22 protein-coding genes are annotated in these 24,816 nt (G+C 65.7%); 13 read left to right on the top strand and 9 right to left on the bottom strand.

From position 1 onward, the window contains the following. Positions 1-55 precede the first annotated feature (55 nt). The 5 genes from G6P99_RS14850 to soxA are packed head-to-tail and all read left to right on the top strand — an operon-like array spanning position 56 to position 3,336. Entirely contained in the window at positions 56-1,330 is a 1,275-nt protein-coding gene (locus G6P99_RS14850) for an NAD(P)/FAD-dependent oxidoreductase (RefSeq protein ID WP_029078189.1), read from the top strand. Between the two features lie 10 nt (positions 1,331-1,340). Continuing rightward, the gene (soxX, locus tag G6P99_RS14845; protein ID WP_035976008.1) at positions 1,341-1,772 is read left to right on the top strand and encodes a sulfur oxidation c-type cytochrome SoxX; all 432 of its coding nucleotides are present in this window, start codon (positions 1,341-1,343) and stop codon (positions 1,770-1,772) included. A 9-nt stretch (positions 1,773-1,781) separates the two neighbouring features. Then, a complete protein-coding gene (locus G6P99_RS14840; RefSeq protein ID WP_029078191.1) occupies positions 1,782-2,246 on the top strand; it encodes a SoxY-related AACIE arm protein in 465 nt (154 codons plus the stop codon). Next, on the top strand, positions 2,246-2,566 hold the full coding sequence (gene soxZ, locus G6P99_RS14835) for a thiosulfate oxidation carrier complex protein SoxZ (RefSeq protein WP_029078192.1): 321 nt from the start codon (positions 2,246-2,248) through the stop codon (positions 2,564-2,566). Before G6P99_RS14840 ends, soxZ begins: the two co-directional genes overlap by 1 nt. Beyond that, complete coding sequence (gene soxA, locus G6P99_RS14830) at positions 2,563-3,336, top strand: sulfur oxidation c-type cytochrome SoxA (RefSeq protein WP_029078193.1); 774 nt, start codon at positions 2,563-2,565, stop codon at positions 3,334-3,336. Before soxZ ends, soxA begins: the two co-directional genes overlap by 4 nt. Before the next feature lie 148 nt (positions 3,337-3,484). Here soxA and G6P99_RS14825 read toward each other — a convergent pair whose 3' ends face one another. Continuing rightward, positions 3,485-4,258: a ferredoxin--NADP reductase gene (locus G6P99_RS14825; protein WP_029078194.1), complete on the bottom strand. Its 774-nt coding sequence runs from the start codon at positions 4,256-4,258 to the stop codon at positions 3,485-3,487. 172 nt (positions 4,259-4,430) lie between these two features. Here G6P99_RS14825 and G6P99_RS14820 point away from each other — a divergent pair, with 172 nt between their 5' ends. The 3 genes from G6P99_RS14820 to G6P99_RS14810 all read left to right on the top strand — a co-directional run bounded on the left by G6P99_RS14820 (position 4,431) and on the right by G6P99_RS14810 (position 7,957). Continuing rightward, the gene (locus G6P99_RS14820) at positions 4,431-5,627 is read left to right on the top strand and encodes an amidohydrolase family protein (RefSeq protein WP_029078195.1); all 1,197 of its coding nucleotides are present in this window, start codon (positions 4,431-4,433) and stop codon (positions 5,625-5,627) included. Between the two features lie 258 nt (positions 5,628-5,885). Continuing rightward, a complete protein-coding gene (locus tag G6P99_RS14815; RefSeq protein WP_165128637.1) occupies positions 5,886-7,286 on the top strand; it encodes a selenium-binding protein SBP56-related protein in 1,401 nt (466 codons plus the stop codon). Positions 7,287-7,288: 2 nt separating this feature from the next. After that, on the top strand, positions 7,289-7,957 hold the full coding sequence (locus G6P99_RS14810; protein WP_029078197.1) for a hypothetical protein: 669 nt from the start codon (positions 7,289-7,291) through the stop codon (positions 7,955-7,957). 270 nt (positions 7,958-8,227) lie between these two features. Here G6P99_RS14810 and G6P99_RS14805 read toward each other — a convergent pair whose 3' ends face one another. From G6P99_RS14805 to G6P99_RS14770, 8 genes are all read right to left on the bottom strand, one after another. Then, positions 8,228-8,683 (bottom strand): MarR family winged helix-turn-helix transcriptional regulator, encoded by a 456-nt coding sequence (locus G6P99_RS14805; protein WP_029078198.1) that lies wholly within the window; start codon positions 8,681-8,683, stop codon positions 8,228-8,230. A 15-nt stretch (positions 8,684-8,698) separates the two neighbouring features. Next, complete coding sequence (locus tag G6P99_RS14800; RefSeq protein ID WP_029078199.1) at positions 8,699-9,403, bottom strand: ABC transporter ATP-binding protein; 705 nt, start codon at positions 9,401-9,403, stop codon at positions 8,699-8,701. Further along, positions 9,400-10,191, bottom strand: a complete 792-nt coding sequence (locus G6P99_RS14795) for an ABC transporter ATP-binding protein (protein WP_029078200.1) — start codon at positions 10,189-10,191, stop codon at positions 9,400-9,402. The genes G6P99_RS14800 and G6P99_RS14795 overlap by 4 nt, the downstream gene beginning before the upstream one ends. Further along, positions 10,188-12,077 (bottom strand): ABC transporter permease, encoded by a 1,890-nt coding sequence (locus tag G6P99_RS14790; RefSeq protein ID WP_029078201.1) that lies wholly within the window; start codon positions 12,075-12,077, stop codon positions 10,188-10,190. Before G6P99_RS14790 ends, G6P99_RS14795 begins: the two co-directional genes overlap by 4 nt. A 163-nt stretch (positions 12,078-12,240) precedes the next feature. Further along, the gene (locus tag G6P99_RS14785; RefSeq protein WP_029078202.1) at positions 12,241-13,455 is read right to left on the bottom strand and encodes an ABC transporter substrate-binding protein; all 1,215 of its coding nucleotides are present in this window, start codon (positions 13,453-13,455) and stop codon (positions 12,241-12,243) included. A gap of 28 nt (positions 13,456-13,483) precedes the next feature. Further along, positions 13,484-14,068, bottom strand: a complete 585-nt coding sequence (locus G6P99_RS14780; RefSeq protein ID WP_029078203.1) for an amino acid synthesis family protein — start codon at positions 14,066-14,068, stop codon at positions 13,484-13,486. Positions 14,069-14,088: 20 nt separating this feature from the next. After that, complete coding sequence (locus G6P99_RS14775; protein WP_165128635.1) at positions 14,089-14,997, bottom strand: UPF0280 family protein; 909 nt, start codon at positions 14,995-14,997, stop codon at positions 14,089-14,091. Next, entirely contained in the window at positions 14,994-16,442 is a 1,449-nt protein-coding gene (locus tag G6P99_RS14770; RefSeq protein ID WP_029078204.1) for a hypothetical protein, read from the bottom strand. Before G6P99_RS14770 ends, G6P99_RS14775 begins: the two co-directional genes overlap by 4 nt. Positions 16,443-16,718: 276 nt before the next feature. Between G6P99_RS14770 and G6P99_RS14765 the strand changes: the two genes are divergently transcribed. The 5 genes from G6P99_RS14765 to G6P99_RS14745 all read left to right on the top strand — a co-directional run bounded on the left by G6P99_RS14765 (position 16,719) and on the right by G6P99_RS14745 (position 24,209). Continuing rightward, positions 16,719-17,186, top strand: coding sequence for a (2Fe-2S)-binding protein (locus tag G6P99_RS14765; RefSeq protein WP_029078205.1), 468 nt, complete (start codon positions 16,719-16,721; stop codon positions 17,184-17,186). Continuing rightward, positions 17,186-20,719, top strand: coding sequence for a molybdopterin cofactor-binding domain-containing protein (locus G6P99_RS14760; protein WP_165128633.1), 3,534 nt, complete (start codon positions 17,186-17,188; stop codon positions 20,717-20,719). Before G6P99_RS14765 ends, G6P99_RS14760 begins: the two co-directional genes overlap by 1 nt. Positions 20,720-20,780: 61 nt before the next feature. Beyond that, on the top strand, positions 20,781-22,085 hold the full coding sequence (gene pncB / locus G6P99_RS14755; protein WP_029078207.1) for a nicotinate phosphoribosyltransferase: 1,305 nt from the start codon (positions 20,781-20,783) through the stop codon (positions 22,083-22,085). A gap of 45 nt (positions 22,086-22,130) precedes the next feature. After that, positions 22,131-23,426 carry an O-acetylhomoserine aminocarboxypropyltransferase gene (locus G6P99_RS14750; RefSeq protein WP_029078208.1) on the top strand — a complete coding sequence of 432 codons (1,296 nt, stop codon included), beginning with the start codon at positions 22,131-22,133 and terminating at the stop codon, positions 23,424-23,426. Between the two features lie 3 nt (positions 23,427-23,429). Next, positions 23,430-24,209 carry an alpha/beta fold hydrolase gene (locus G6P99_RS14745; RefSeq protein ID WP_029078209.1) on the top strand — a complete coding sequence of 260 codons (780 nt, stop codon included), beginning with the start codon at positions 23,430-23,432 and terminating at the stop codon, positions 24,207-24,209. The last annotated feature ends 607 nt before the right edge of the window (positions 24,210-24,816 follow it).

Raw genomic sequence — 24,816 nt, 5'->3', positions numbered from 1 at the left:
CAAACCAGAAGCGGCGGCCCGAGCGGCCGCCGCCCCCTCCTCAGGATTATCGTGCATGGCCGTCTCGCGTCTTCAGACGCGCAGGGATGTCGTCCGTGGCGCCGCTGCCATCGCAGCAGCGGCCGCATTGGCGCGTCCGTCATTGGCGCAGGGCGCGCCGCGGATCGCGGTGATCGGCGGCGGCTTCGGCGGTGCGGCCTGCGCGCGGGCACTGCGGCGGCTCGATGCAAAATTCCAGGTCACGCTGATCGAGCCGAACAAGATTTTCACCGCCTGCCCGTTCAGCAACGAGGTGATCGCAGGCCTGCGCGAGCTTTCCGCGCAGCAATTCACCTACGGCAAGGTCGCAGCCGACGGCATCGCAGTTGCCGCACAGGCAGCCACCAAGGTCGACGCGCAGGCGCGCAGCATCGTTCTCTCTGATGGCACCTCCCTCTTCTATGACCGGCTTGTCCTCGCCCCTGGCATCGACATGCGCTTCGACGCGCTCTCCGGCTATGACGAGGCGGCGGCGGAGAAGATGCCGCACGCCTGGAAGGCCGGCGCGCAGACCATGCTGCTGCGCGGGCAGCTCGAAGCCATGGACGATGGCGGCCTCGTCGTGATCGCCGTCCCCGCCGCGCCGCTACGCTGCCCGCCGGCGCCCTACGAGCGCGCCAGCCTGATCGCGCATTACCTGAAGGCCCGGAAGCCACGTTCAAAGATCCTGGTGCTCGACGCCAAGGACAATTATTCGCAACAAAAGCTGTTCGAGAGGGCCTGGGCGGAACTCTATCCCGGCATGATTGAACGAATTGCCTTGTCACAGGGTGGACGGGTGACGGCGGTCGATCCGGCGACGAACGAGATCGTCACCGACTTCGGCAACTACACCGCCGCGGTCGCCAATGTGATCCCGCCGCAGCGAGCCGGCCGCATCGCCGAGATCGCCGGTGCCGCCGACCACACCGGCTGGTGCCCGATCGATCCGGTCAGCTTTGCCTCGAAGCTCGTGCCCAATATTCACGTCATCGGTGATGCCGCGATCGCCGGCGGCATTCCGAAATCCGCCTCCGCCGCGGCCGCGCAAGGCCGCGCCTGTGCGGCGGCGATCGTGAATTCACTTGCAGGCAAGGCGCCGGAGACGCCGCGGCTCGATGGCGCCTGCTACAACACGGTCGCCCCGGGCTACGCCTTCTCGCTGAAGGGCATCTATCAGCCGAAGGAAGATCAATATGCCGAAGCCGAGGTGACCACGAGCCCGGTTGACGCGCCGCGCGAGGTGCGCCAGCGCGAGGCCGATCAGGCGCTCGACTGGTTCAGGACCATCACGGGAGAGGCCTTTGGCTAGGCTCTCCCTCATGGCACTGCTCGCAGCGGTCGCACTCGCGGCTTGCGCACCTGCCGGCGCCGAAGCACTGCGCCCCTATACCGTGGTCGGCGATGCGATCCCGCAACCGCTGACGGCAACAAAGGGCGACGCGACTCGTGGCCGTGCGCTGATCGTCGAGCGTTCCTCGACTTGCATCCTCTGCCACAGCGGCCCATTTCCGGAGCAGGCGTTCCAGGGCGACCTCGCGCCGAACCTCACTGGGAGCGGCGCCCGCTGGTCGGAAGGACAGTTGCGGCTCCGGCTGGTCGATGCGGCGCATCTCAACGCGGCGACGATCATGCCGTCCTACTATCGAGTCGATGGGCTCACGCGCGTCGGCACCTCATGGCGCGACAAACCGATCCTGTCGGCGGAGCAGATCGAGGACATCGTGGCCTATCTGGTAACGCTACGGAACTAGGACCTAGGAATGACGAATTCGGAGCACACCACACGTCGCACATTCCTGAGCCTCACGGGCGGTGCCGCAGCGCTGGTGATCGTGCGGCCGGCCGACGCCACGCCCGCGACGCTGCAGTCCGCGATCCGCAATGTCGTCGGCGAAGCCAACGTGCGGACCGGCAAGGTCAAGCTCGACATCCCGCCGCTGGTCGAGAACGGTAACACCGTGCCGGTGACGGTTAGCGTCACCAGCCCGATGACGGCAGACGAGTATGTGAAGAGCATCCATATCTTCAACGAGAAGAACCCGCAGCCGAACATCGGCAATTTCTATCTCACACCGCGCGCCGGGCGCGCTCAGGTGTCGGCCCGCATCCGCCTCGCCGACAGCCAGAAGGTCACGGCCATTGCACGGCTCTCCGACGACACGTTCTGGTCGGCGACCGCTGATGTCGTGGTGACGCTCGCCGCCTGCACCGAGGAGGCGATCTGATGCCATCGGCTTTGATCAACGTGCCGGCCAAGGCCAGGCGCGGCAGCGTCATCGAGATCAAGACGCTGATGTCGCACATCATGGAGACCGGCTATCGCCACACCGCGTCGGGCGACGTGGTGCCGCGCGACATCGTCACGAGCTTCACTTGCCGCTTCAACGGCACCGAGATCTTCCGCGCCGATCTTTATCCTGCGATCGCCGCCAATCCGTTCATCACCTTCTTCACGACGGTGACCGAGAGCGGCAAGTTCGAATTCGAGTGGATCGGCGACAAAGGATTTTCGGAGACCGCGCAGGCTTCGATCACGGTCGAATGAGGATTGCCGGCTGCATCGCGCTGCTGACGGCGATGGCGGGCGCAGCGCTCGCCACCGAGATCCCGCAAGTCGAGCGCCGCTCCGGCTATAGCTTCATGAGCGCGGACACCAGGGCGATGCAGGACGAAGACACTGCCAATCCCGGCATGCTCTTTGTGCTCGACGGCGAGGCGCTGTGGAAGCGCAAGGCCGGCAGCGCGGACAAGGCCTGCGCCGACTGTCACAACGATGCCCGCGTCAGCATGAAAGGCGTCGCGGCGCACTATCCGGCCTTCGAGAAGGCACTGGGAAAGCCTGTTGACCTCGAAGGGCGGATCAACCTCTGCCGCGCCAACCACCAGCAGGCGTCGCCATTCGCCTATGAAAGCCGCGAACTGCTGGCGCTATCAGCCTATGTCGCGCAGCAGTCTCGTGGCGTGCCGATCGCGGCCGGCGACGATCCGGAGCTCGCGCCGTTTACCGAGAAGGGCCGCGCGCTGTTCATGCAGCGGCAGGGCCAGCTCAATCTCGGCTGCACCAACTGCCACGACGATAATTGGGACATGAAGCTCGCGGGCAGCGCGATCACGCAGGCGCAGCCGACCGGCTATCCGCTCTATCGGCTGGAATGGCAATCGCTCGGATCGCTGCAGCGGCGGCTGCGCGCCTGCATCACCGGCATCCGCGCGCAGGCCTACGACTATGGTTCGCCGGAGCTCGTCGAGCTCGAGCTCTACCTGATGTCGCGGGCGCGCGGCATGCCGATCGAGACGCCGGCGATCCGGCCGTAAGCCGCATCAGCTTTGTCAAGCGGAGCGAAGCAATCCATTGCTTCCGGCTGTACCGGAAGATGGATTGCTTCGTCGCTTCAGCGCAAAATTGCATTGCAATTTTGTCGCGAACTCTTCGCAATGACGGGGCTGGAGATCAGTGCGAAGATCAGCGCTCGGCGAACGCTTTCTCGACCACGAACTGCGCGGGCTCGCCGTGATTGCCCTCGACGAAGCCGCGGCCATTCAGCAGCGTGCGGGTGTCGGCGACCAGCGCCGGCGAGCCGCAGATCATGACGCGGTCATGCGCGGGATCGAGCGCTGGCAGGCCGATGTCGGCGAACAGCTTGCCCGAGGTGATGAGGTCGGTGATGCGGCCGCGGTTGCGGAAAGGATCGCGCGTCACGGTCGGGTAGTAGATCAGCTGGTCGCGCACCAATTCGCCGATCAATTCGTCCTGCGGCAGCCGCTCGGTGATCATCTCGCCATAGGCGAGCTCCTTGACGCGGCGGCAGCCGTGCAGCAGCACGACCTTCTCGAAGCGGTCATAGGTCTCGGGATCCTTGATCACGCTGAGGAACGGAGCAAGGCCGGTGCCGGTGCCGACCAGGTAGAGGTTGCGGCCGTCCTCGAGGTTGTCGATCACAAGCGTGCCGGTGGCCTTGCGGCTGACGATGATCTCGTCGCCTTCCTTGAGATGCTGGAGACGCGAGGTCAGCGGGCCGTCCGGAACCTTGATCGAGAAGAACTCCAGCGTGTCCTCGTAATTCGCGCTGGCGACGCTGTAGGCCCGCAGCAGAGGCTTCTCGCCGACCTTGAGGCCGATCATGGTGAACTCGCCGTTGCGGAAGCGGAACGACGGGTTGCGGGTGGTGGTGAAGGAGAACAGCGTGTCGGTCCAGTGATGAACGCTGAGGACGCTTTCCTGGTTGAAATTGCTCATCGCACCAATCCCTGATCTGTGCTGCGGCGGGGCGAGAACTTGAACCCCGTTGACCGGCCGGATCGTTTGTATACGATCGTTCGTATACAAACGAATAATCCGGCTTGATCCGAAAGTCAAGCCGGGCTCAAATTCCCGGGCAATTTTCGGCAGAAACAGAAGGAAAACACCCATGGCTCACGACGCGCCCCAGACCACCGGCCCCAGCAAGCTGGTGGTCCGCAATATCGGGCTATTGCTGTCGGGAGCCTTGGAAAGGCCGATTCTGGACGCCGATACCATCGTCGCGGAGAACGGCAAGATCACCGCGATCGGCCGTCTCAAGGACGTCGATACCGAAGGCGCCACCACCATCGTCGACGCCAATGGCACGACGGTCGCGCCCGGCCTGATCGACAGCCATGTCCATCCCGTCGCCGGCGACTGGACGCCGCGGCAGAACCAGACCAACTGGATCGACAGCTATCTGCATGGCGGCGTCACCACCATGATCTCCGCCGGCGAGGTGCACATGCCCGGGCGGCCGCGCGACGTGGTCGGACTGAAGGCGATGGCGATCTTCGCGCAGCGCGCGTTCTGGACGCTGCGTCCGGGCGGCGTGAAGGTGCATGCCGGCGCGCCGGTGATCGAATGCGAGATGGTGGAGGACGATTTCAGGGAATTGGCCGCCGCCGGCGTCAAGCTGCTCGGCGAGGTCGGGCTCGGCGGCGTCAAGGACGGCCCGACGGCGCGGAAGATGGTCGGCTGGGCGCGCAAATACGGCATCCAGAGCACGATCCACACCGGCGGGCCCTCGATCCCGGGCTCCGGCCTGATCGACAAGGACGTGGTGCTGGAAGCCGACACCGACGTGGTCGGTCACATCAATGGCGGCCATACCGCACTGCCCGACGACCAGATCCGCTGCATCTGCGAGGGCTGCAAGCGCGGACTCGAGCTGGTGCATAACGGCAATGAGCGCTCGGCGCTGTTCACGCTGCGCACCGCGCGCGAGATGGGCGATTTGCATCGCGTCATCCTCGGCACCGACGCGCCGGCCGGCTCCGGCGTGCAGCCGCTCGGCATCTTGCGGATGGTCTCGCTGTTGTCCTCGCTTGGGGAGCTGCCCGCCGAACTGGCGTTCTGCCTCGCCACCGGCAACACCGCGCGGATGCGCGAGCTCGATTGCGGCCTGGTCGAGGTCGGCCGCTCCGCCGATTTTGTCATCATGGACATGGCGCAGCACTCGCCCGGCAAGAACCTTTTGCACAGCGTTCAGCTCGGCGATCTCCCGGGCATCGGCATGACCATCATCGACGGCATCGTCCGCACCCAGCGCAGCCGCAACACGCCGCCCGCCGGCAAGGTGCCGGAGATCGTGGCGAAGTAATCCGACCCGGAATTTCCTCCCGACAATTTCCGGATTCCGGGTTCGCGACTTCGTCGCGCCCGGAATGACGTGACCCGTGCATTATGTGCCATCTTACCGCACCGGGACGTTGCTTTCACCTGTCACCATTGGGGTGTATCGTGCAGCCACGCGACCTAGCCGGCGGCACTCACAAGAGACACGCGACGATCCGGATTAGTTCCTGCCGCATGCCGCCGCGCCGTGTTGGTCCACACCAGACAAACAGGAGGCAGCACGATGACGATGAGGCCAGATCCCACGTTTCACGCCTCGCCGAAGCTTGCGATGGAAGCTCCGGCAGAGAACTTCGCCTACACCGTGCTGCTCAGCCCGGACTTTTCAAAGCCCGACGCGCTCGCCGTCATCGACGTCAAGCCGGGCTCGCCGACCTACAGCAAGATCGTCCACACCGTGACGATGCCCAACAAGGGCGACGAGTTTCACCATTTCGGCTGGAACGCCTGTTCCTCGGCATTGTCCCCGCTTGCAGGACATGCCTTCATCGAGCGCCGCTATCTCATCGTCCCCGGCATGCGGTCGTCGCGGATATACATCATCGACACCAAGCCGGATCCGACGCAGGCCAAGATCCACAAGATCATCGAGCCCGAGGAGGTGTTCAGGAAGACCGGCTATTCGCGGCCGCATACCATCCACTGCGGACCGGACGGCATCTACGTCTCCACGCTCGGCGGCGGCGGCAAGGACGGCACCGATGGGCCGCCCGGCGTCTTCATCATGGACTGCGAGACCTTCGAGGTGCTCGGACGCTGGGAGATCGATCGCGGTCCCCAGACCAAGCACTATGACTTCTGGTGGAACCTGCCGCGCGACTACATGGTGAGCAGCGAATGGGCGCTGCCGCCGCAATTCGAGAACGGGATCGTGCCGGAGGATTTGCTCTCGAACAAATACGGCCATCGCCTCCACTTCTGGGATCTGCGCGCGCGGCGCAATGTCCAGACCATCGATCTCGGCGCCAATCATCAGATGGCGCTGGAGGTGCGTCCTGCACACGATCCGGTTCGAGAATACGGCTTCGTCGGCGTCGTGGTCGATACCACCAACCTCGAGGGGTCGATCTGGACCTGGTGGCGGGAGGGCGGCAAGTTTCACATCGAGAAGACGGTGACGATACCGCCCGAGCCCGCGCCGAAGGAGCAGCTGCCGCCGCTGCTGCAAGGCTTCGGCGCCGTACCGCCGCTGGTGACCGACATCGATCTGTCGATGGACGACAAGTTCCTTTACGTCGCCTGCTGGGCCACCGGCGAGATGCGCCAATACGATGTCAGCAATCCGCGCAAGCCGAAGCTTGCCGGATCGGTCCGCATCGGCGGTATCGTCAGCCGCACTCCTCACCCCAACGGCCAGCCATTTGCCGGCGGTCCGCAAATGGTCGAGATCAGCCGCGACGGCAAACGGGTCTACTGGACCAATTCGCTCTACTCGACCTGGGACGACCAGTTCTATCCGCAAGGCATTCCCGGCGCCCAGGTGATGGCGAATGCGAGCCCAGGCGGCGGCCTTGAACTGGCAAAGAACTACTGGGTCACCTTCCCCGACGGCTACCGCGCCCACCAGATCCGGCTCGACGGCGGCGACTGCTCGACGGATTCGTTCTGCTATCCGTCGGCCTGAATGTGAGTGCAGCCCACTGGACACCGGCCTGGCTTTGGCTGGCGGTCATCGCGAGCGGCCTCTACCACGGGATCAACCCGGGCATGGGCTGGCCGCTCGCGGTTTCAGCGGGTTTGATGCAAAGGAGTTCGCGCGCGCTGCTCGCCGCGCTTGGCCCGCTCGCAATCGGTCACCTGCTGGCGATGCTGCTCGTGATCCTGCCCTTTGCATTGCTCGTCGCTCTTGTCGAATGGCAGCGCACGCTCCGGATCGGCGCCAGCCTGCTTGTGATCGCCTTCGGCCTCTATCGGCTGATCGACCGGCGCCATCCGCGAGCCCTGGCGCGGATCCCGCCGACGCAACTCGCCCTATGGTCGTTTGCGGTGGCGATCGCCCACGGCGCGGCGCTGATGCTGGTACCGATCTATCTGGGGCTATGCCGCGGGGCTGCGCCGGACCAAGGCCACGCCGCCGCCAACAGCCTGATCGACACCAGCCTCACGATGGCCGTGCTGGTCTCCCTCGTCCATGCCGGCGCGATGATCGCCGCCGGCGGATGTCTGGCGTGGCTGGTCTACCGCTATCTGGGTCTCAAATTCGTGGCGCGGAGCTGGTTCAATCTGGACACGGTTTGGGCCCTCAGCCTCGTGCTGGTCGGCGCGGTCGCGCTGGCGCTCGGTGTTGCGACATAATTCGCGCGTGATGCGCCAGTCAGCAAGCAAGGTGGCGGAGGTCGTGGCGACGTAGGCGCGATAGATGACCCGTCATCCCCGCGCAACGGCTCTGCCGTTGTCGCTGGAGGTACGAGCCTTGCGGCGCACTTGCGCCGCGGGGCGAGCCTCGAAGGATGCACGGCCCATGGCAGACAGCCGGGCCGTCGCCCTTTCGAGACGCCGCCTTCCGCGCGGCTCCTGCAGCGACAAAGGCGAAGCCTTTGCGCGGGGGTGACGGTGATAGATAGATCACCGCAACTTGCCGAGCAGCGCCATCAGCGTCTCGCGCTCCTTGGCGTCGAGCGGCGCCAATGTCTCCTTGGAGATCGTAAACGCGTTCGGCGCGGCCTTGTCGGCCATCTGCTGGCCCGCGCGCGTCAAACTGACCATCAGCCGGCGGCCGTCGTCGGGATCGGGCGAGGTTTCGGTCAGGCCGCGCGCCGTCAGGCGGTCGATCACGCCCTTGATGGTCGCAACGTCCATCGAGGTCAGCCGCCCCAATTGGTTCTGCGAGCACGCGCCGACCTCCGACAGCTTCGACAGCGCCGCCCACTGCGTCGGCGTCAGGTTGATGCCGATCTCGCGGGCGAAGATCATGGCGTGGCGCTGCGACACCTGGCGCAGGATGAAGCCGATCTGCTCGTCCAGCACGTAACCCGGCTTCGCCGCCTTCCCGTTTCGCTTCTGTGCTGCGCTCCTCGCCATTGTTTTACCCCGCCCTTACAGCGACAGATGCGCGTCGCGGACATCCGGACGTGCATCGAGTTCCGCCATGGTGCCGCCGAAACAGATCCGGCCGCGCTCGATAATATAGGCGCGATCCGAGATCAGCCGAGCGAAATGCAAATTCTGCTCGGAGACGACGATGCTGACGCCCTCTTTCTTCATCGCCAGGATCGCATCGACCATCTGCTCGACGATCTTCGGCGACAGGCCTTCCGAGGGCTCATCGAGTAGCACCAGCGACGGATTACCCATCAGCGTGCGCGCAATGGTCAGCATCTGCTGCTCGCCGCCGCTCATACGGCCACCGGGCCGTCCCCGCATCTCGCCAAGGTTCGGAAACAGCTTGAACAGCTTGTCGCGGTCCCATTGCGGCGCGCCCGCCCGTTTCGGCTGGCGGCCGACCTCGAGATTTTCCTCGACCGTCAGGTCAGTGAAGATGCGCCGCTCTTCCGGCACATAGCCGAGGCCGCCGCGCACGATCGCGTGCGTCGGCAGCTCCGAGACATCCCTGCCCTCGAACATGATGCGGCCCGAGCGGTTCTCGACCAGGCCGACGATGGAGCGGAACGTGGTCGACTTGCCGGCGCCGTTGCGCCCGAGCAAAGCAACCACCTCGCCCTCGCCGACCTCGAGCGCGATGTCGAACAGGATGTGCGCCGGACCGTAGAAGCTGTTGAGGTCCCTCACCGTGAGCTTCATGCGGATGCTCCCTCGCGATGCCGCGCATCGTAAAGCAAGCCTTCGCCGAGATAGATCGCCCGCACCAGGGCATTGCCGCGCACCTCTTCGGGTGAGCCCTCGGCGATCAGGCTGCCGCGGTTGAGCACCAGGATGCGGTCGGCATGCTCGAACACGACATCCATGTCGTGCTCGGTGAAGAGAACGCCGATCGACTGCTCGCGCGCGATCCGCGCCGTCAGCCGCATCAGCTCGACGCGCTCGCGCGGCGCCATGCCGGCGGTCGGCTCGTCCATCAGCAGCAGCTTCGGCTGATTGGCGAGCGCGATCGCAAGCTCCAGCCGCTTGACGTCGCCATAGGCAAGCTCGCCGCAGGGCCGCTCCGCATAGGCGCCCATGCCGACCAGATCGAGCAGCCGTCCGGCCTCGCCGCGCGCCTGGCCCGCGGTCGAGGCCCACAGATTGAACAATTGCCCGCCATACGACACCAGCGCGACCTGCACGTTCTCGCGCACCGTCATGGTCGGGAACGTCGCCGCGATCTGGAAGGTGCGGCCGACGCCCATGCGCCAGATCACGCGCGGCTTCTTGCCGGTGGTCTCCGCCCCCAGCACGCGGATGCGGCCGCTATCGGGAATATTCTGGCCGTTGAGCATGTCGAAGCAGGTGCTCTTGCCCGCGCCGTTCGGCCCGATCAGCGCCAGGATCTCGCCGGCGCGCAATTCGAAGGAGACACCGCGCACGGCATGCACGCCGCCATAGGACTTCGTCAGCCCTTCGACCGACAGCAATATGGGGGCCATGCTCATTCGGCGGTCTCGATGCGGGAGGTGAGCAGCGGTGACGATGACGATCCGGACTTGCGCCGGCGATGCAGCAGCGCTTCCAGCGTGCCGACGATACCCTTAGGGAAGGCGACCACGATCAGCACGACGAAGCCGCCGAGCACGAGTTTTGACAAATCGGTCTGGCTGACCAGCCAGATGTTGAGCGCCTTATAGACGATCGCCCCGACCACCGCGCCCGATACGGTCTCGACGCCGCCGAGCAGCACCATGACCAGCGCATCGACCGACAGCGAGATGCTCATGTTGTCGGGGAACACGCTGCCCTTGAGATAGGCGAACAGCGCGCCGGCGAGACCGGCGACGGTGCCCGCGATCACGAAGGCGGTCCACTGGATGCGCTTGCCGTTGATGCCGACCGCTTCGCTGCGCAGCGGAGAGTCGCGCGTGGCGCGCAGGGCGAAGCCGAACGGCGAGAACACGATGATGCGGAGGATCACGACCGCGAGCGCGGCGACGCCGAGCGACAGCCAGTAGAAGTGCGCCGGGCTCGCCGCCCAGCTCGAAGGCCAGACGCCGAGAATGCCGTTGTCGCCACCGGTGACCGACACCCACTGGAACGCGATCGACCAGACGATCTGGGCAAAGGCCAGCGTCAGCATCGCGAAATAGACCCCGGAGAGCTGCACGGCGAAGAAGCCGAACACGGCCGCACCGAGCAGCCCGAGCAGCGGGCCAAGTAGCAGGCAGGCGATCATCGGCAGGCCCGCCATCTTGGCGAGCAGCGCCACGCCATAGGCGCCGAGGCCGAAATAGGCGGCATGGCCGAACGAGGCGAGCCCGCCGACCGACATCAGGAAGTGCAGGCTGACTGCGAAGATCACGAAGATCGCGATCTCCGAGCCGACCGTGAGCACGTAATTGCCGGCGACGAACGGCAGCGCCGCGGCGACGACGAGCACCGCGATCGCGGCAAGCCGCTCGTTCGCCGTCAGCGGCCGCCACGGGTTGACGGTGAGGCCCGGCGTGCGCCGCGCCGGCGCTTCCGGCTTGCCGAACAGGCCCCACGGACGGACGATCAGCACCACCGCCATCACCAGGAACACCAGGATGATGGAGATCTTCGGGAAGATCAGGATGCCGAAGGCGTTGAGCTCCGACACCAGCACCGCGGCGACAAAGGCGCCGATGATGCTGCCGAGGCCGCCGATCACGACCACGACGAAGACCTCGACGATGATGCGCAGGTCCATCGCGTGATGCACGGCATCGCGCGGAATCTGCAATGCGCCGCCGAGCGCGGCGAGGAAGACGCCGAGCGCGAACACGCTGGTGAACAGCCATTTCTGATTGACGCCGAGCGCTGCGACCATGTCGCGATCCTGCGTCGCCGCCCGCACCAGGACGCCCCAGCGGGTGCGCTGGAACAAGAGCCAGAGGACGCCAAGCACGACCGGCCCGAGCACGATCAGGAACAGATCGTAGCTTGGAATGTTCTGGCCGAAGAAATCGACCGCGCCCTTGAAGCCCGGCGCGCGGCGGCCGACCAGATCGTCCGGGCCCCAGATCAACACCACGAGGTCTTCGACCATCAGCGTCAGGCCGAAGGTCGCCAACAGCTGGAACAGCTCGGGAGCATGATAGATCCGGCGCAGCAGCAGCATCTCCACCAGCACGCCGATCACGGCAACGATCAACGCCGCAACGACGATGCCGCCCCAGAAGCCGAGCGCGCCGGCGAAGCGCTCGGTCAGCGTGAAGGCAACATAGGCGCCGAGCATGTAGAACGCGCCATGCGCGAAATTCACGATCCGCGTCACGCCGAAGATGATCGACAGACCCGAAGCGACCAGGAACAGCGACGCCGCGCTGGCAAGACCGGTCAGGAACTGGACGATATAGAAGGCCATGGGCGGTCCGCGTTGGAGAACACAAGCGTCACTTCGTAGGGCGGGTTAGCGCAAGCGTAACCCGCCGTTTCACCGCGAGGCGGTGGGTTACGCCTTCCGCCTTCGCTCGTTGAGGTACGGCGGACGTAGTCGGCTAACCCACCCTACGTAGAGAACGAGAGGCCTAATCCTTCGGCCGCAGCTTCTCGATTTCGGCATCGCTGGGCAGATAGTCCGAGCCCTTGCGATAGGCGCTGTCGACCATGATGCCCTTGCCGTCCTTCAGCGCCGTCTTGCCGGTGAAGGCCCCGAGCGTCGACTGGTGATCGATCTTGCGGAAGGTGATCTCGCCGAACGGCGACGGCATCGAGATGCCCTCGGCCGCCGCGATCAGCTTCTCCGGATCGGTCGAGCCGGCTTTCGCAAGGATCGCCGCCGCCGCCTTGATGGTCTGGTAGCCGACGATCGAACCGAGCCGCGGATAGTCGTTGTACTTGGCCTGGTAAGCCTTCAGGAACGCGTCGTGCTCGGGTGTCTTGATCGAATACCAGGGATAGCCGGTGACGATCCAGCCCTCCGGCGTCTCGTCCTTCAGCGGATCGAGATATTCCGGCTCGCCGGTCAGGAAGCTGACGACCTTGCGGTCCTTGAACAAACCGCGGGTGTTACCCTCGCGCACGAGTTTCACAAGGTCGGCACCGAAGGTGACGTTGAGGATGGCCTCCGGGTTTGCCGCGGCCACCGCCTGCACCACCGGGCCGGCGTCGATCTTACCCTGCGGCGGCCACTGCTCGTCGACCCACTGGATGTCGGGCCGCTTCTCCGACATCAGCTTCTTGAACACCGCGACCGCCGACTGACCATATTCATAGTTCGGCGCGATCGTCGCCCAGCGTTTTGCGGGAAGCTTCGCCGCTTCCTCGACCAGCATCGCGGCCTGCATATAGTTGGAGGGACGCAGACGGAATGTGTAGCGGTTACCCTTCGACCAGGTGATGGCGTCGGTTAGCGGCTCTGCTGCCAGGAAAAACACCTTCTTCTGATTTGCAAAATCGCTGACGGCGAGGCCGATATTGGAGAGGAACGTGCCGGTGAGCATCGCGACGTTTTCGCTCGACACCAGCTCGTTCGCCGCGGTCTGCGCATCCGCCGGCTTGCCGCCATCATCCTTGGAGACGACCACGAGCTTCTTGCCGTTGATGCCGCCGGCCGCGTTGATCTCTTCCACCGCCAGCTGCCAGCCCTTGCGATAGGGCTCGGTGAACGCCGGCAGCAGGGAATAAGAGTTGATCTCGCCGACCTTGATCTCGCTCTGCGCCAAGGCCTGCGTTGTCATGGCGCTCGTTGCCATGGTCGCAACCGCGATCGCCAATCCCGCCCCTACGAAATAACCACGCATCCCGTCCTCCAGTTGTTCTGCAAAAAGATTATCGCAATCCGTCTTCGCCCTTGACCTCATCGACCGTCAGCCCACCGACGCGCGGCAGCGGCCGGCCGCTGTCGGTCACCGCGACCGCGACCATGATCTCGTTGGCCCGCGGCGCGTCGTTGATCTGCACCTCCATGCCGTCGAAATGGCTGCGCACGAACGCGGCGTCCTTGTGCCCGAGCGGAATATCCAGCGTGGTGCCGGGCCCCGAGCGCTTCTTCGAGGACGGGATCAGCGCAGCGCCCTTCGACAGCACCTTGCGCACCGGCGCGCCCATCTTGGGATGCAAGATCGCGGCCGCGTGCTCGAGCTCGCCATTTTCGCCGACGGCGGCGGCCTTGCCGTAGCTATGCGCCTTGGCGCCGTCGATGCCGAGCGCGGCCACTGCCCGCTTCGAGAGCAACTCGCCGAGCTCCTCGCCGATCGCGATCAGCGGCGACAGATCCTCGACATAGCGGCCGGCAAAGGGGTTTTCGATCACCGCGATCGCGGCGGCGCGCCGGGTCGGTGGCGCAATGGTCTTGCCCATCTCCAGATGGGTCTCCTCGACCACGGTGACGATTTTGCGAATGACGGCGCTCATCGTATCAGCCTCGCTCCCGGTCATGCCTGCAGCATGCTGTCTGTCGTTCGTCCCTGAAACGCGTGCGACGCCGGCCCTCCGTCCCCAGTTGCACCGACAATTCGCGTTTCGCCCAGTAGACGCAATGCCGCGCCCTCGATCAATCCCGACATCAGGAGGTCGCGCGCCCGCGCCGCCCCCGCCTCGAGCGCCTGCTCGATCTCATGTTCCGCCAGACGTCCGACGTCGCGGGTCACCAGCCGTGCGCCGAGGTCGCTGTCGGGCTGCAACTCGCTCGCCGGAACGCGCAGGATCGCCGGATGACCCGGCAGATCGACCGCATTGGCGATCACGGTCGCCGCGGCATCGGCCTGCGACGCCGTGCGCGCCAGCACGGTGACGGCATCGGCAATGCCGAGCGAGAAGCTGCGGCCGTGGCGGCCGCTGGTCGCGATGCCGCGGACCGGCATGTCGCCATCTACGGTCATCGTGCGCATCACGCCATGACGGTCCGGCCGGTCCATCAGGCCGACGCTGAACTGTTCGCCATCGCCCAGATATAGCGCGATATCGCCGCCATTGTTGACATAGGCGCGGTCGAGCGTCGCCGCCGCGAGCATCGCGCCAAGGATTTCCTCGGCGACCGAGCCCGCGACCGCCGCCATCGGCGTGATGAAGCAACCGGCGGCAAACGGCGCGACCGCCGCATGCATCCGCCGCGCGACGACGCCTTTCAGCGCTTTGTGCTTCGGGTTGGCCGCGCTGCGCAACTCAGAGAGTTCCATGCAGAGTTCGTCAAGCAAGCCGGTAAAGCGCTCCGCCGCAGCCTGATAGGCGGCCGACACGTCCACATCCCTGCCCTTGACCTCGACGACCAGATCAATCGGGCCGTCCTGCAAATGCAGCCGCTTTCCGTCAGGAAGAAGCGCGATTTGCGGGAGCCTGGTCATGCGCGCCGCCCGGGAAGATACGGCATCGGCCGAACTTCCGCGCTGTCCCGCAGCGACGACAGCGGCCGGACATAATCCATATGGCCGCCGAGCGCCGCATAGTCGGACAGTTTCATCGTGAACTCGATCGGCGCCACCAGCGCAGGCGTCGGCACATAGCCGAAGGCGCCGGCCGGCATTTGCGTGACATCGACCATGAAGGTGATGCCGCCGCCGGGCCAGACATAGACCGGCGCGCCGCCACTGGTCACCCGCGTCAGCGCGTCCTTGACCGAGCGCGTCAGCCGCACCGGATTGTCGGTGACCCCGGCGCGCAGCGATCCGCCCGCGCCGCCCATGAACAGCACGGTGCACAGCGCCGGCTCGCAATTCTCCTGGATGCGTTCGACCGAAAATCTGAGGTCCGCCGGCATCTCGGTCTCAACCGGCTTCAGCGCCTCGTCGAGCACGTAGTAGGAGGCATGCTCGCCGGTGGTCGAGACCATCAGCATGGTGAGCCCGGGCCGCGCCTCCTTGGCATTGAAGGGACCGAGGATCGACAGCGGATCGGAGATGTTGGTGCCGCCCCATCCGGTGCCGGGATCGGCGACCTGGAAATAGCGGCCGGGCGTCGAGCGCCGGCCCTTCATCTTGATGCCGGTATCGGCGATGTCGAGCAGCTTGCCGGCCTGATGCTCGCTGAGCACGCCGGTGATGTGGTCGTCGACCACCACGACCTCATCGACCTTGCCGTGCCATTGCTTGGCGAACATGCCGATGGTGGCCGAGCCGCAGCCGACCCGCATCCGCTCTTCCGCCACACCGTTGACGATCGGCGGCTGGCCGGCCTGCACCACGACAGTGGCGCCGCCGTCGATCACAAGCTCCACCGCCTTGCAGTTGGAGAGATCCATCAGCGTGTCGCAGGTGACGCGGCCTTCCTTCTTGGAGCCGCCGGTCAGATGATGCACGCCGCCGAGCGAGAGCATCTGCGAGCCATATTCGCTGGTCGTGACGTGGCCGACCGCCTCGCCCTCCGCGCGGACAATAGCGGTTTCCGGGCCGAGATAGCGGTCGGTATCGATCTTCACCTTGACGCCGCAATAGGAGAAAATGCCTTCGGTCACCACCGTCACCATGTCGACGCCGTCAACCTCCGACGACACGATGAAAGGCGCCGGCTTGTAATCCGGATAGGTGGTTCCGGCGCCGATCGCGGTGACGAAGAGATCGGGCTGGCGGACGATCTTGCCGTCCCAGTCGCCGCTCACCTGGAACGGCACCAGCTTGCCGCCGTGCGACACGGTGCGCTCCAGCACGACATGCGGATCGACGCGCACCAGCGTGCCATCATGGTTGGCGTAGCGATCGCAGGCGCCGGCCGCGCCCGGCTTGATGTAACACATCACCGGACAGGCATCGCAGCGGATCTTGTCGCCGGCGGCGACGGTGATTGTGTCAGCCATCGTGACCCAGCCTGGACTTGCGGGGACGGTCGATCATACTGCGCTTCCGCCTCCCGACTATATCGTTCGTATACGAATGATCCTGCGCGCGAGCTTGAGACCTGTCAAGCGGCCTTTGCAATCAAACCCTGCCATTCGCTTGCGCACCCTGTTCATAAAGCGTGCACTCGCTGCAGCGCGGCATGCCGCCGCTTGCACGTTTGTATACAAACGTTATCCTCATCCGCGATTTGGACGCTGGCGTTGCAGCGCAAACTTCAGGGGAGAACCGGGGCAATGCGCCTGACCGTGAACGGCAGGAATCATGATGTCGACGCCGCTCCCGACACCGCATTGCTTTACGTGCTGCGCAACGATCTCGCATTGAACGGACCGAAATATGGCTGCGGGCTCGGCGAGTGCGGCGCCTGCGCGGTGCTGATCGACGGCGTCGCCGCACGCGCCTGCGTGATTCCGATCGAAGGCTGCGCCGGGCGCAGCATCGTCACGCTCGAAGGTCTCGGCAGCCGCGAGCATCCCGATCCCGTGCAGGATGCATTCATCCGAGAGCAGGCCGCACAGTGCGGCTATTGCCTCAACGGCATGATCATCACCACCAAGGCGCTGCTGACGCGCAACCCGACCCCTTCCGAGCACGAGGTGCTGGAAGCGCTGCGCTACAATCTCTGCCGCTGCGGCGCGCATATCGAGATCGTCCGCGCCGCGAGGCGCGCAGCTGGCCACACACTTGAGGCGCGCGATTGATGGCCGGTTCGGAGCAACGCGCGCGCGGCTCACTGTCCGTCGTTCGCCCTGCGGTGCTGGGCGCGGAAGGCGCGTTCGAGACCTTCATCACCGTCAGCGCGGACGGTTCGGTCAATGCCTATAACGGCCATGTCGATCTCGGCACCGGCATCCGCACTGCGCTCGGGCAGATCGTCGCCGAAGAGCTCGACGTGTCGTTTGCCCGCGTCGTCGTAATCCTCGGTGACACCGCAATGGTGCCGAACCAGGGCGCGACGATCGCGAGCGAGACCATCCAGATCACCGCCGTTCCCTTGCGCAAGGCGGCGGCGCAGGCGCGGCATTTCCTGCTCGCACGCGCGGCCGAGCGGCTCGAACTGCCGCTCGGCGACCTCACGATCGAGGACGGCCTGGTCCGCGGTCACGACAACCGCAGCGTCAGCTATGGCGAATTGATCGCGGACGAGACCATCCGGCTCGAGCTCGCCGACGACGTTCCGGTCAAGGCCGTCAGCGCCTATTCGGTCGTCGGCAAGTCCGTGCCGCGGGTCGACCTGCCGGCGAAGGCCACCGGCGAGCTCGTCTATGTCCACGATGTACGCGTACCCGGCATGCTGCACGGCCGCGTCGTCCGCCCGCCTTACGCCGGCGTCGATGCCGGACCGTTCGTCGGCACCAGCCTGATCGCGGTCGATGAGGATTCGGTGCGCGACATCCCCGGCCTCGTCGCGGTGGTGCGGATCGCTGATTTCGTCGGTGTCGTTGCCGAGCGCGAGGAGAACGCCATCAAGGCCGCCGCACAGCTCAAGGTGAGCTGGAAGCCGGGACCGGCACTGACCGATCTTGCCGACATCGAGAAGGCGCTGCGCGCCAATCCCTCGACGCCGCGCCAGCTGATCGACAAGGGCGACGTCGATGCCGCGATCAAGGCGGCGGCCAAGCCGATGCAGCGGACCTATCTCTGGCCCTACCAGATGCACGGCTCGATCGGGCCGTCCTGTGCGGTTGCCGACTATAGCGAGAGCGCGATCCGCGTCTGGTCCGGCACCCAGAACCCGCACATCCTGCGCAGCGATCTTGCGCTGCTGATCCAGCGGCCGGAATCCGAGATCGACGTGATCAGGATGGAGGCCGCCGGCTGCTACGGCCGCAACTGCGCCGACGACGTCTCCGCTGATGCGCTGCTGCTGTCGCGCGCGGTCGGTCGCCCGGTGCGCGTCCAGCTCACCCGCGAGCAGGAACATGCGTGGGAGCCGAAGGGCACCGCGCAGCTGATGGACGTCAATGGCGGCCTCAACGCCGACGGCAGCGTCGCCGGTTACGATTTTTCCACGCGCTATCCGTCGAACGGCGCGCCGACGCTGGCGCTGCTGCTCACCGGGCGGATCGCGCCTGAAGCCGCCGTGTTCGAGATGGGCGACCGCACCGCGATCCCGCCCTACGACTACGAGAATATGCGCGTCGTCGCCAACGACATGCCGCCGATCGTGCGCGCGTCCTGGTTTCGCGGCGTGTCGGCGCTGCCAAACACCTTTGCACATGAATCCTATATCGACGAGCTTGCCGCCGAAGCCGAGGCCGATCCAATCGAGTACCGGCTGCGCTATCTGAAGGACAAGCGCGCGATCGATCTTGTCAACGCGGTCGCCGAGCGCGCCGGCTGGACGCCGCGCCCGGTGCGCGAGGCGCCCGAGGCGGAAGGCGACATCGTTCGCGGCCGCGGCTTTGCCTATGCGCTCTACGTGCACAGCAAGTTTCCCGGCTACGGCGCGGCATGGTCGGCCTGGATTGCCGACGTCGCGGTGAACAAGGCAACCGGTGACGTCAGCGTGACGCGCGTCGTGGCCGGCCAGGATTCCGGGCTGATGATCAATCCGGACGGGGTACGGCACCAGATCGAAGGCAATGTCATCCAGTCGACCAGCCGCGCGCTCATGGAAGAAGTCTCCTTCGAGCGCGGCGCGGTGGCGGCGCGGGAATGGGGCGCCTACCCCATCATCCAATTCCCCGATCTGCCCAAGATCGATGTGTTGATGCTGCCGCGGCAGGACCAGCCGCCGCTCGGTGTCGGCGAGTCCGCCTCGGTGCCGAGCGCCGCCGCCATCGCCAATGCGATCTTTGACGCGACCGGCGTGCGTTTTCGCGAGCTGCCGTTCACACCGGAGCGCATTTTGAAGGGATTGCGTGGCGAGCAACCCGTCGCGCCCGCGCCGCTTCCACCGCCCGCGCAGACGGCTGACCTCAACAGATGGCAGAATCCGTTTGCAAAGCGCGGCGGTCTGCTCGCCGGCATTGCCGCGCTCTGCGCCGCGGCGATCGGTGTCGGCGCGGCCGTGCTGCCCTGGCGCGCAATCGCGCCGATCGCCCGGCCCGATGCCGCGGTCTATTCCGCCGCGACGATCGCGCGCGGCAAAGAGCTTGCGGCACTCGGCGCCTGCGCGGTCTGCCACACGGCGGAGCATGGCATCGTGAACGCCGGCGGCCGGCCGCTCGAGACGCCGTTCGGCGTCATCACCACGACCAACATCACGCCCGATGTCGCGACCGGGATCGGTGCCTGGTCCTACCCCGCCTTCGAGCGCGCGATGCGCGAGGGCATTCATCGCGACGGGCGCCATCTCTATCCGGCGTTTCCATACACGCATTTTGCCAAGACTACCGATGCCGACCTGCAGGCGCTGTATGCCTATCTGATGGCGCAGGCGCCGGTGCGCGCCGAGACGCCGCCGAACACGCTGGCATTTCCGTTCAACCTGCGGCCGCTGCTCGCCGGATGGAATGCGCTGTTCCATCAGCCGGGTACGTTCCAGCCCGATCCATCGAAATCAGTGATATGGAATCGCGGTGCCTATCTGATCGAAGGTCTCGGCCATTGCAGCGCCTGTCACTCGCCACGCAACGCGCTCGGCGCCGAACGGCAGGCCGCCTATCTCGCCGGCGGCTTCGCCGAGGGCTGGGAGGCTCCGGCGCTGACGTCGCTGTCGAAGGCGCCGGTGCCCTGGAGCGAGGATGAGCTTTACGCCTATCTGCGCACCGGCGAGTCCCGCTTCCACGGCGTTGCCGCGGGCCCGATGGCGCCGGTCGTGCAGGAGCTCGTCGCGCTGCCCGATCAGGACATCCGCGCGATGGCGGTCTACCTCGCCTCGTTCAACGAGCGCGCTGACCGGCCGGCTCACGATGCACTGGTAGCCAAGCTCGAAACCGCCACCGCCGTCACCACCGCCGCGTCCGCGGGCGGGCGGATCTATCAAGGCGCCTGCGCCGTCTGCCATGAGGTCGGCGGACCGCCGCTGTTCGGCAGCCGGCCATCGCTGGCGCTCAACAGCAATTTGCACAGCGATGTCCCCGACAATCTGATCCAGGTAATCCTGCACGGCATCGCCAAGCCGGCCGTGACTGATCTCGGCTACATGCCGGCCTTCAGGGACAGCATGAGCGACGGCCAGATCGCCGAGCTCGTCACGTTCCTCCGGCGGCAATTTGCCCCGGGCAAGCCTGAATGGACCGATGTCGCCGCCACGGTCGGCCGTATACGGCGGACCATAGCGCGCTGACCTGCCATGTTCCGCTGGATACCCACTGGGCGGGCGGCGTTCGGCAGGCTAAGGTTCCCGCATGACCGTGACAGATATCGCGACCCGGACCTACAACCATGGCTGGCGGCTCGACCCGATCGTGCGCAGCCTGCTGGACACCGATTTCTACAAGCTGTTGATGCTGCAGATGATCCGGGAATGCTATCCGGACACGCGCACGACCTTTTCGGTGATCAACCGCTCGACCCATATCCGGCTCGCCGAGGTCATCGACGAGGGCGAGCTGCGCGCCCAGCTCGACCACGCCCGCACCATCCGCTTCACCAAGAAGGAACTGATCTGGCTCGCCGGCAACACGTTCTACGGCAAGACCCAGATGTTCTCGCCCGACTTCATCAACTGGCTCTCGGCCTTCCGCCTGCCCGAATACGAGCTGCACAAGGTCGACGGCCAGTACGAGCTGCATTTCCACGGGCCGTGGACCCACACCACGATGTGGGAGATCCCGGCGCTCGCGATCCTCAATGAGCTGCGCTCCCGCGCCGCGACCAAGACCTACGGACGCTTCGCGCTCGACGTGCTCTACGCCCGCGCCAAGGCCAAGCTGTGGGCCAAGGTCGAGCGGCTGCGCAAGCTGGATGGCTTGCGGCTGTCCGATTTCGGCACGCGCCGCCGCCACGGTTTCCTATGGCAGCGCTGGTGCGTCGAGGCGGTGAAGGAAGGTCTCGGTCCGTCCTTCACCGGAACGTCGAACGTGCTGCTCGCGATGGACAACGACCTCGAGGCGATCGGCACCAACGCCCATGAGCTGCCGATGGTGGCGGCCGCGCTCGCCAATGACGACGAGGCGCTGCGCTGGGCCCCCTATCGCATCCTCGACCAGTGGCGCCACACCTATGGCGGCAACCTGCTGATCGCCCTGCCCGATGCGTTCGGCACCAAACCGTTCCTGCGCGATGCGCCCGACTGGGTCGCCGACTGGACCGGCTTTCGTCCCGATAGCGCGCCGCCGATCACGGCCGGCGAAGACATCATCAAGTGGTGGAAGCAGAAGGGCCGCGATCCCAAGGAGAAGCTTTTGGTGTTCTCCGACGCGATGGATGTCGGCTCGATCGAGGAGACGTTCCATCACTTCAAGGGCCGCGTGCGCGTCAGCTTCGGCTGGGGCACCAACCTCACCAACGATTTCGTCGGCTGCGCGCCCGACGGCACCGCGGCCCTCGATCCGATCTCGATCGTCTGCAAGGTGACGTCGGTCGACGGCCGGCCCGCCGTCAAACTCTCCGACAATCCGGAGAAGGCGACCGGCATCCCGTCCGAGGTCGAGCGCTATTTGCGCGTGTTCGGCAATGTCGGCCGTGTTCGCACCGCAGTTCACGTCTAAATCAACGCACCGATCACTCCGATCGACTGACCTGACGAGTTTCGCATGCCCGCACCCAAGCCGCCTGCCTTCGAAACCCTGAGCCTGCACGCCGGCCAGCGCCCCGATCCCGCGACCGGCGCGCGCGCGGTTCCGATCTATCAGACCACGTCCTACGTCTTCCAGGACGCCGACCACGCCGCGGCGCTGTTCAACCTGGAACGCGCCGGTCACATCTATACGCGGATCTCGAACCCGACCACCGCGGTTCTGGAGGAGCGCATCGCCGCGCTCGAATGCGGCGTCGGCGCGATCTGCACCGCCAGCGGCATGGCCGCGATGCATCTGGCGATCGCAACCCTGCTCAATGCCGGCGACCATATCGTCGCCTCGGCCTCGCTCTATGGCGGCACCATCAACATTTTGGCACATACGCTGCCGCGCTTCGGCATCACCACCACCTTCGTGAAGCCGCGCGCGCTCGACGAATTCCGCGCCGCGATCAAGCCGAACACGCGGCTCGTGATCGGCGAGACCATCGGCAATCCTGGCCTCGAGGTGCTCGATATCCCGGCGGTCGCGCAGATCGCGCATGATGCGAAGATTCCGCTTCTGATCGACAACACCTTCGCGACGCCTTATCTGAGCCAGCCGATCGAGCTCGGCGCCGATATCACGATGAATTCGGCGACCAAATGGATGGGCGGCCACGGCATCGCGATCGGCGGCGTCATCGTCGACGGAGGCCGGTTCGACTGGCGCGCCTCCGGCAAATTCCCGCAGATCACCGAGCCCTATGCCGGCTATCACGGCATCGTCTTCGACGAGCAGTTCGGCAAGGCCGCCTTCATCATGCGCGCCCGCACCGAGGGCCTGCGCGATTTCGGCGCCTGCCTGTCGCCGACCAACGCATTCCAGCTGTTGCAGGGCATCGAGACGTTGGGCGTCCGCATGGACCGCCATGTCAGCAACACCCATGCGGTGCTGGACGCCCTCGCCGCGAACAAAGCGGTCGACTGGGTGCTGCATCCGTCGCTGGAGACGCATCCGGACTACGCGCTGGCAAAGAAGCTGCTGCCGCGCGGCGCCGGCTCGATCATCAGCTTCGGCATCAAGGGCGGCCGCGCCGCCGGCAAGAAGTTCATCGAGTCCCTGAAGCTGATCAGCCATCTCGCCAATGTCGGCGACGCCAAGACGCTGGTGATCCACCCCGCCAGCACCACGCATCAGCAGATGGATGCCGATCAGCTCAAGGCCGCCGGGATCGGCGAGGAGCTGGTGCGGCTCTCGGTCGGCATCGAGACCGCGCAGGACATCATCGACGATCTCGGCCAGGCGCTGCGCGCCTCGCAAAGGACCTGAGCCATGCAGCTTTCCGTCAACGGCATCGACACCTTTGTTGCGACCGGCGGCAAGCCGTTCGATGCGGAGCTCGCCACGGTGGTGATGATCCACGGCGCCGGCTTCGACTCTTCGACCTGGGCGCTGCACAGCCGCTGGTTCGCACATCATGGTTTTTCGGTGCTGGCGCCAGATCTCCCCGGCCACGGCCGCTCCGCCGGCAAGCCGCTGAAGACAATCGCCGAGATGGCCGACTGGACCGCAGCGCTGATTGCCGCGGCCGGCGCAGCGAAGGCCCGGCTGATCGGCCATTCGATGGGGTCGCTGATCGCGATCGAGACCTCGGCGCGGCATCCCGACAAGGTCTCCGGCCTTGCGCTGATCGGCACCGCCGCGACCATGACGGTCGGCCCCGACCTGTTGAAGGCCGCCGAGGCCAACGATGCCGACGCGATCGACATGGTCTCGATCTGGGGCCTCGGCTTCAAGGCCGAGCTCGGCGGTAGCCTCGCGCCGGGGATGTGGATGCACCAGGGCGCGCAGCGGGTGCTGCAGGAGGCGAAGCCGGGCGTGCTGTACAACGACCTCAACGCCTGCAACGCCTACCAGAACGCGCTCACGGCGGCGGCCGCGGTCAAGGTGCCCGCGACCTTCGTCCTCGGCGAGCGCGACATGATGACCCCGGCCAAGGCCGGCAAGACACTCGCCGCTGCGACGCCGAATGCCCGCATTGTGGTGCTGCCGGGCGCGGGCCACATGATGATGGTCGAGCAGCCCGACGAACTGCTGGCCGCGCTGCAGTAACAGCCCTCTTCCCTTCTCCCCTTGTGGGAGAAGGTGGCGTAGGCGGCCTACGGCCGCCGTCAATTAAATGACGCCGACGCATAGCGTCGGCTACGGCGCCGGATGAGGGGTCTGTCTCCGCGGATAGAGACCCCTCAGCCGGCTCCGATGCTTTCGCATTCGAAGTGCCCAGCCGCCACTACTGCTGGTGACGCTGGAGAACTCAAAAATATCGAAAACAACCCCATGCAAAGTAGCAGGGCGGCCGCCGGCAACCGGACAAGCAACTTGACGCGTCGGGCAAATCAGCGATATCTTCTATTATTCAGAAATCCCGCGGACATCCCGGCGCAAGAGCGTAGGCGTCCGTCGCGATTCTCACCCACCATGCCGGTGCAAGGGCGACTTGCCGGGTAAGCACTCGATTCCTATCAATCACCAATGGCGGGTCGTATTCCGGTGAACCGACACCGGTCCGGCGGACGTGGAGATAATCGACTACCACTAGCTGGGGCGTGTACTCATAAATCGAGGTGGCTCGGATCACGCGTGTTGGACGTCTGCCATGGCCCTGACAGGAGCGCGACAGCGGGCATTGCCGCAAGTCCGAGAGGGGCCAGAAGCGGTG

This window comes from Bradyrhizobium sp. 6(2017) (genome assembly GCF_011058295.2).
GTDB lineage: Bacteria > Pseudomonadota > Alphaproteobacteria > Rhizobiales > Xanthobacteraceae > Bradyrhizobium > Bradyrhizobium septentrionale.
This window is presented reverse-complemented; position numbering and strand designations above follow the sequence as displayed.

Bases quoted from the DNA above. Each gene is read 5' to 3' on its own strand.
- G6P99_RS14800 (WP_029078199.1), bottom strand. From the start codon at position 9,403: ATGAAGCTCACGGTGAGGGACCTCAACAGCTTCTACGGTCCGGCGCAC.
- G6P99_RS14815 (WP_165128637.1), top strand. From the start codon at position 5,886: ATGACGATGAGGCCAGATCCCACGTTTCACGCCTCGCCGAAGCTTGCG.
- G6P99_RS14805 (WP_029078198.1), bottom strand. From the start codon at position 8,683: ATGGCGAGGAGCGCAGCACAGAAGCGAAACGGGAAGGCGGCGAAGCCG.
- G6P99_RS14750 (WP_029078208.1), top strand. From the start codon at position 22,131: ATGCCCGCACCCAAGCCGCCTGCCTTCGAAACCCTGAGCCTGCACGCC.
- G6P99_RS14825 (WP_029078194.1), bottom strand. From the start codon at position 4,258: ATGAGCAATTTCAACCAGGAAAGCGTCCTCAGCGTTCATCACTGGACC.
- G6P99_RS14745 (WP_029078209.1), top strand. From the start codon at position 23,430: ATGCAGCTTTCCGTCAACGGCATCGACACCTTTGTTGCGACCGGCGGC.
- G6P99_RS14795 (WP_029078200.1), bottom strand. From the start codon at position 10,191: ATGAGCATGGCCCCCATATTGCTGTCGGTCGAAGGGCTGACGAAGTCC.
- G6P99_RS14760 (WP_165128633.1), top strand. From the start codon at position 17,186: ATGGCCGGTTCGGAGCAACGCGCGCGCGGCTCACTGTCCGTCGTTCGC.
- G6P99_RS14765 (WP_029078205.1), top strand. From the start codon at position 16,719: ATGCGCCTGACCGTGAACGGCAGGAATCATGATGTCGACGCCGCTCCC.
- G6P99_RS14775 (WP_165128635.1), bottom strand. From the start codon at position 14,997: ATGACCAGGCTCCCGCAAATCGCGCTTCTTCCTGACGGAAAGCGGCTG.
- G6P99_RS14790 (WP_029078201.1), bottom strand. From the start codon at position 12,077: ATGGCCTTCTATATCGTCCAGTTCCTGACCGGTCTTGCCAGCGCGGCG.
- G6P99_RS14785 (WP_029078202.1), bottom strand. From the start codon at position 13,455: ATGCGTGGTTATTTCGTAGGGGCGGGATTGGCGATCGCGGTTGCGACC.
- soxX (WP_035976008.1), top strand. From the start codon at position 1,341: ATGGCACTGCTCGCAGCGGTCGCACTCGCGGCTTGCGCACCTGCCGGC.
- G6P99_RS14820 (WP_029078195.1), top strand. From the start codon at position 4,431: ATGGCTCACGACGCGCCCCAGACCACCGGCCCCAGCAAGCTGGTGGTC.
- soxA (WP_029078193.1), top strand. From the start codon at position 2,563: ATGAGGATTGCCGGCTGCATCGCGCTGCTGACGGCGATGGCGGGCGCA.
- G6P99_RS14850 (WP_029078189.1), top strand. From the start codon at position 56: ATGGCCGTCTCGCGTCTTCAGACGCGCAGGGATGTCGTCCGTGGCGCC.
- soxZ (WP_029078192.1), top strand. From the start codon at position 2,246: ATGCCATCGGCTTTGATCAACGTGCCGGCCAAGGCCAGGCGCGGCAGC.
- G6P99_RS14840 (WP_029078191.1), top strand. From the start codon at position 1,782: ATGACGAATTCGGAGCACACCACACGTCGCACATTCCTGAGCCTCACG.
- pncB (WP_029078207.1), top strand. From the start codon at position 20,781: ATGACCGTGACAGATATCGCGACCCGGACCTACAACCATGGCTGGCGG.
- G6P99_RS14770 (WP_029078204.1), bottom strand. From the start codon at position 16,442: ATGGCTGACACAATCACCGTCGCCGCCGGCGACAAGATCCGCTGCGAT.
- G6P99_RS14780 (WP_029078203.1), bottom strand. From the start codon at position 14,068: ATGAGCGCCGTCATTCGCAAAATCGTCACCGTGGTCGAGGAGACCCAT.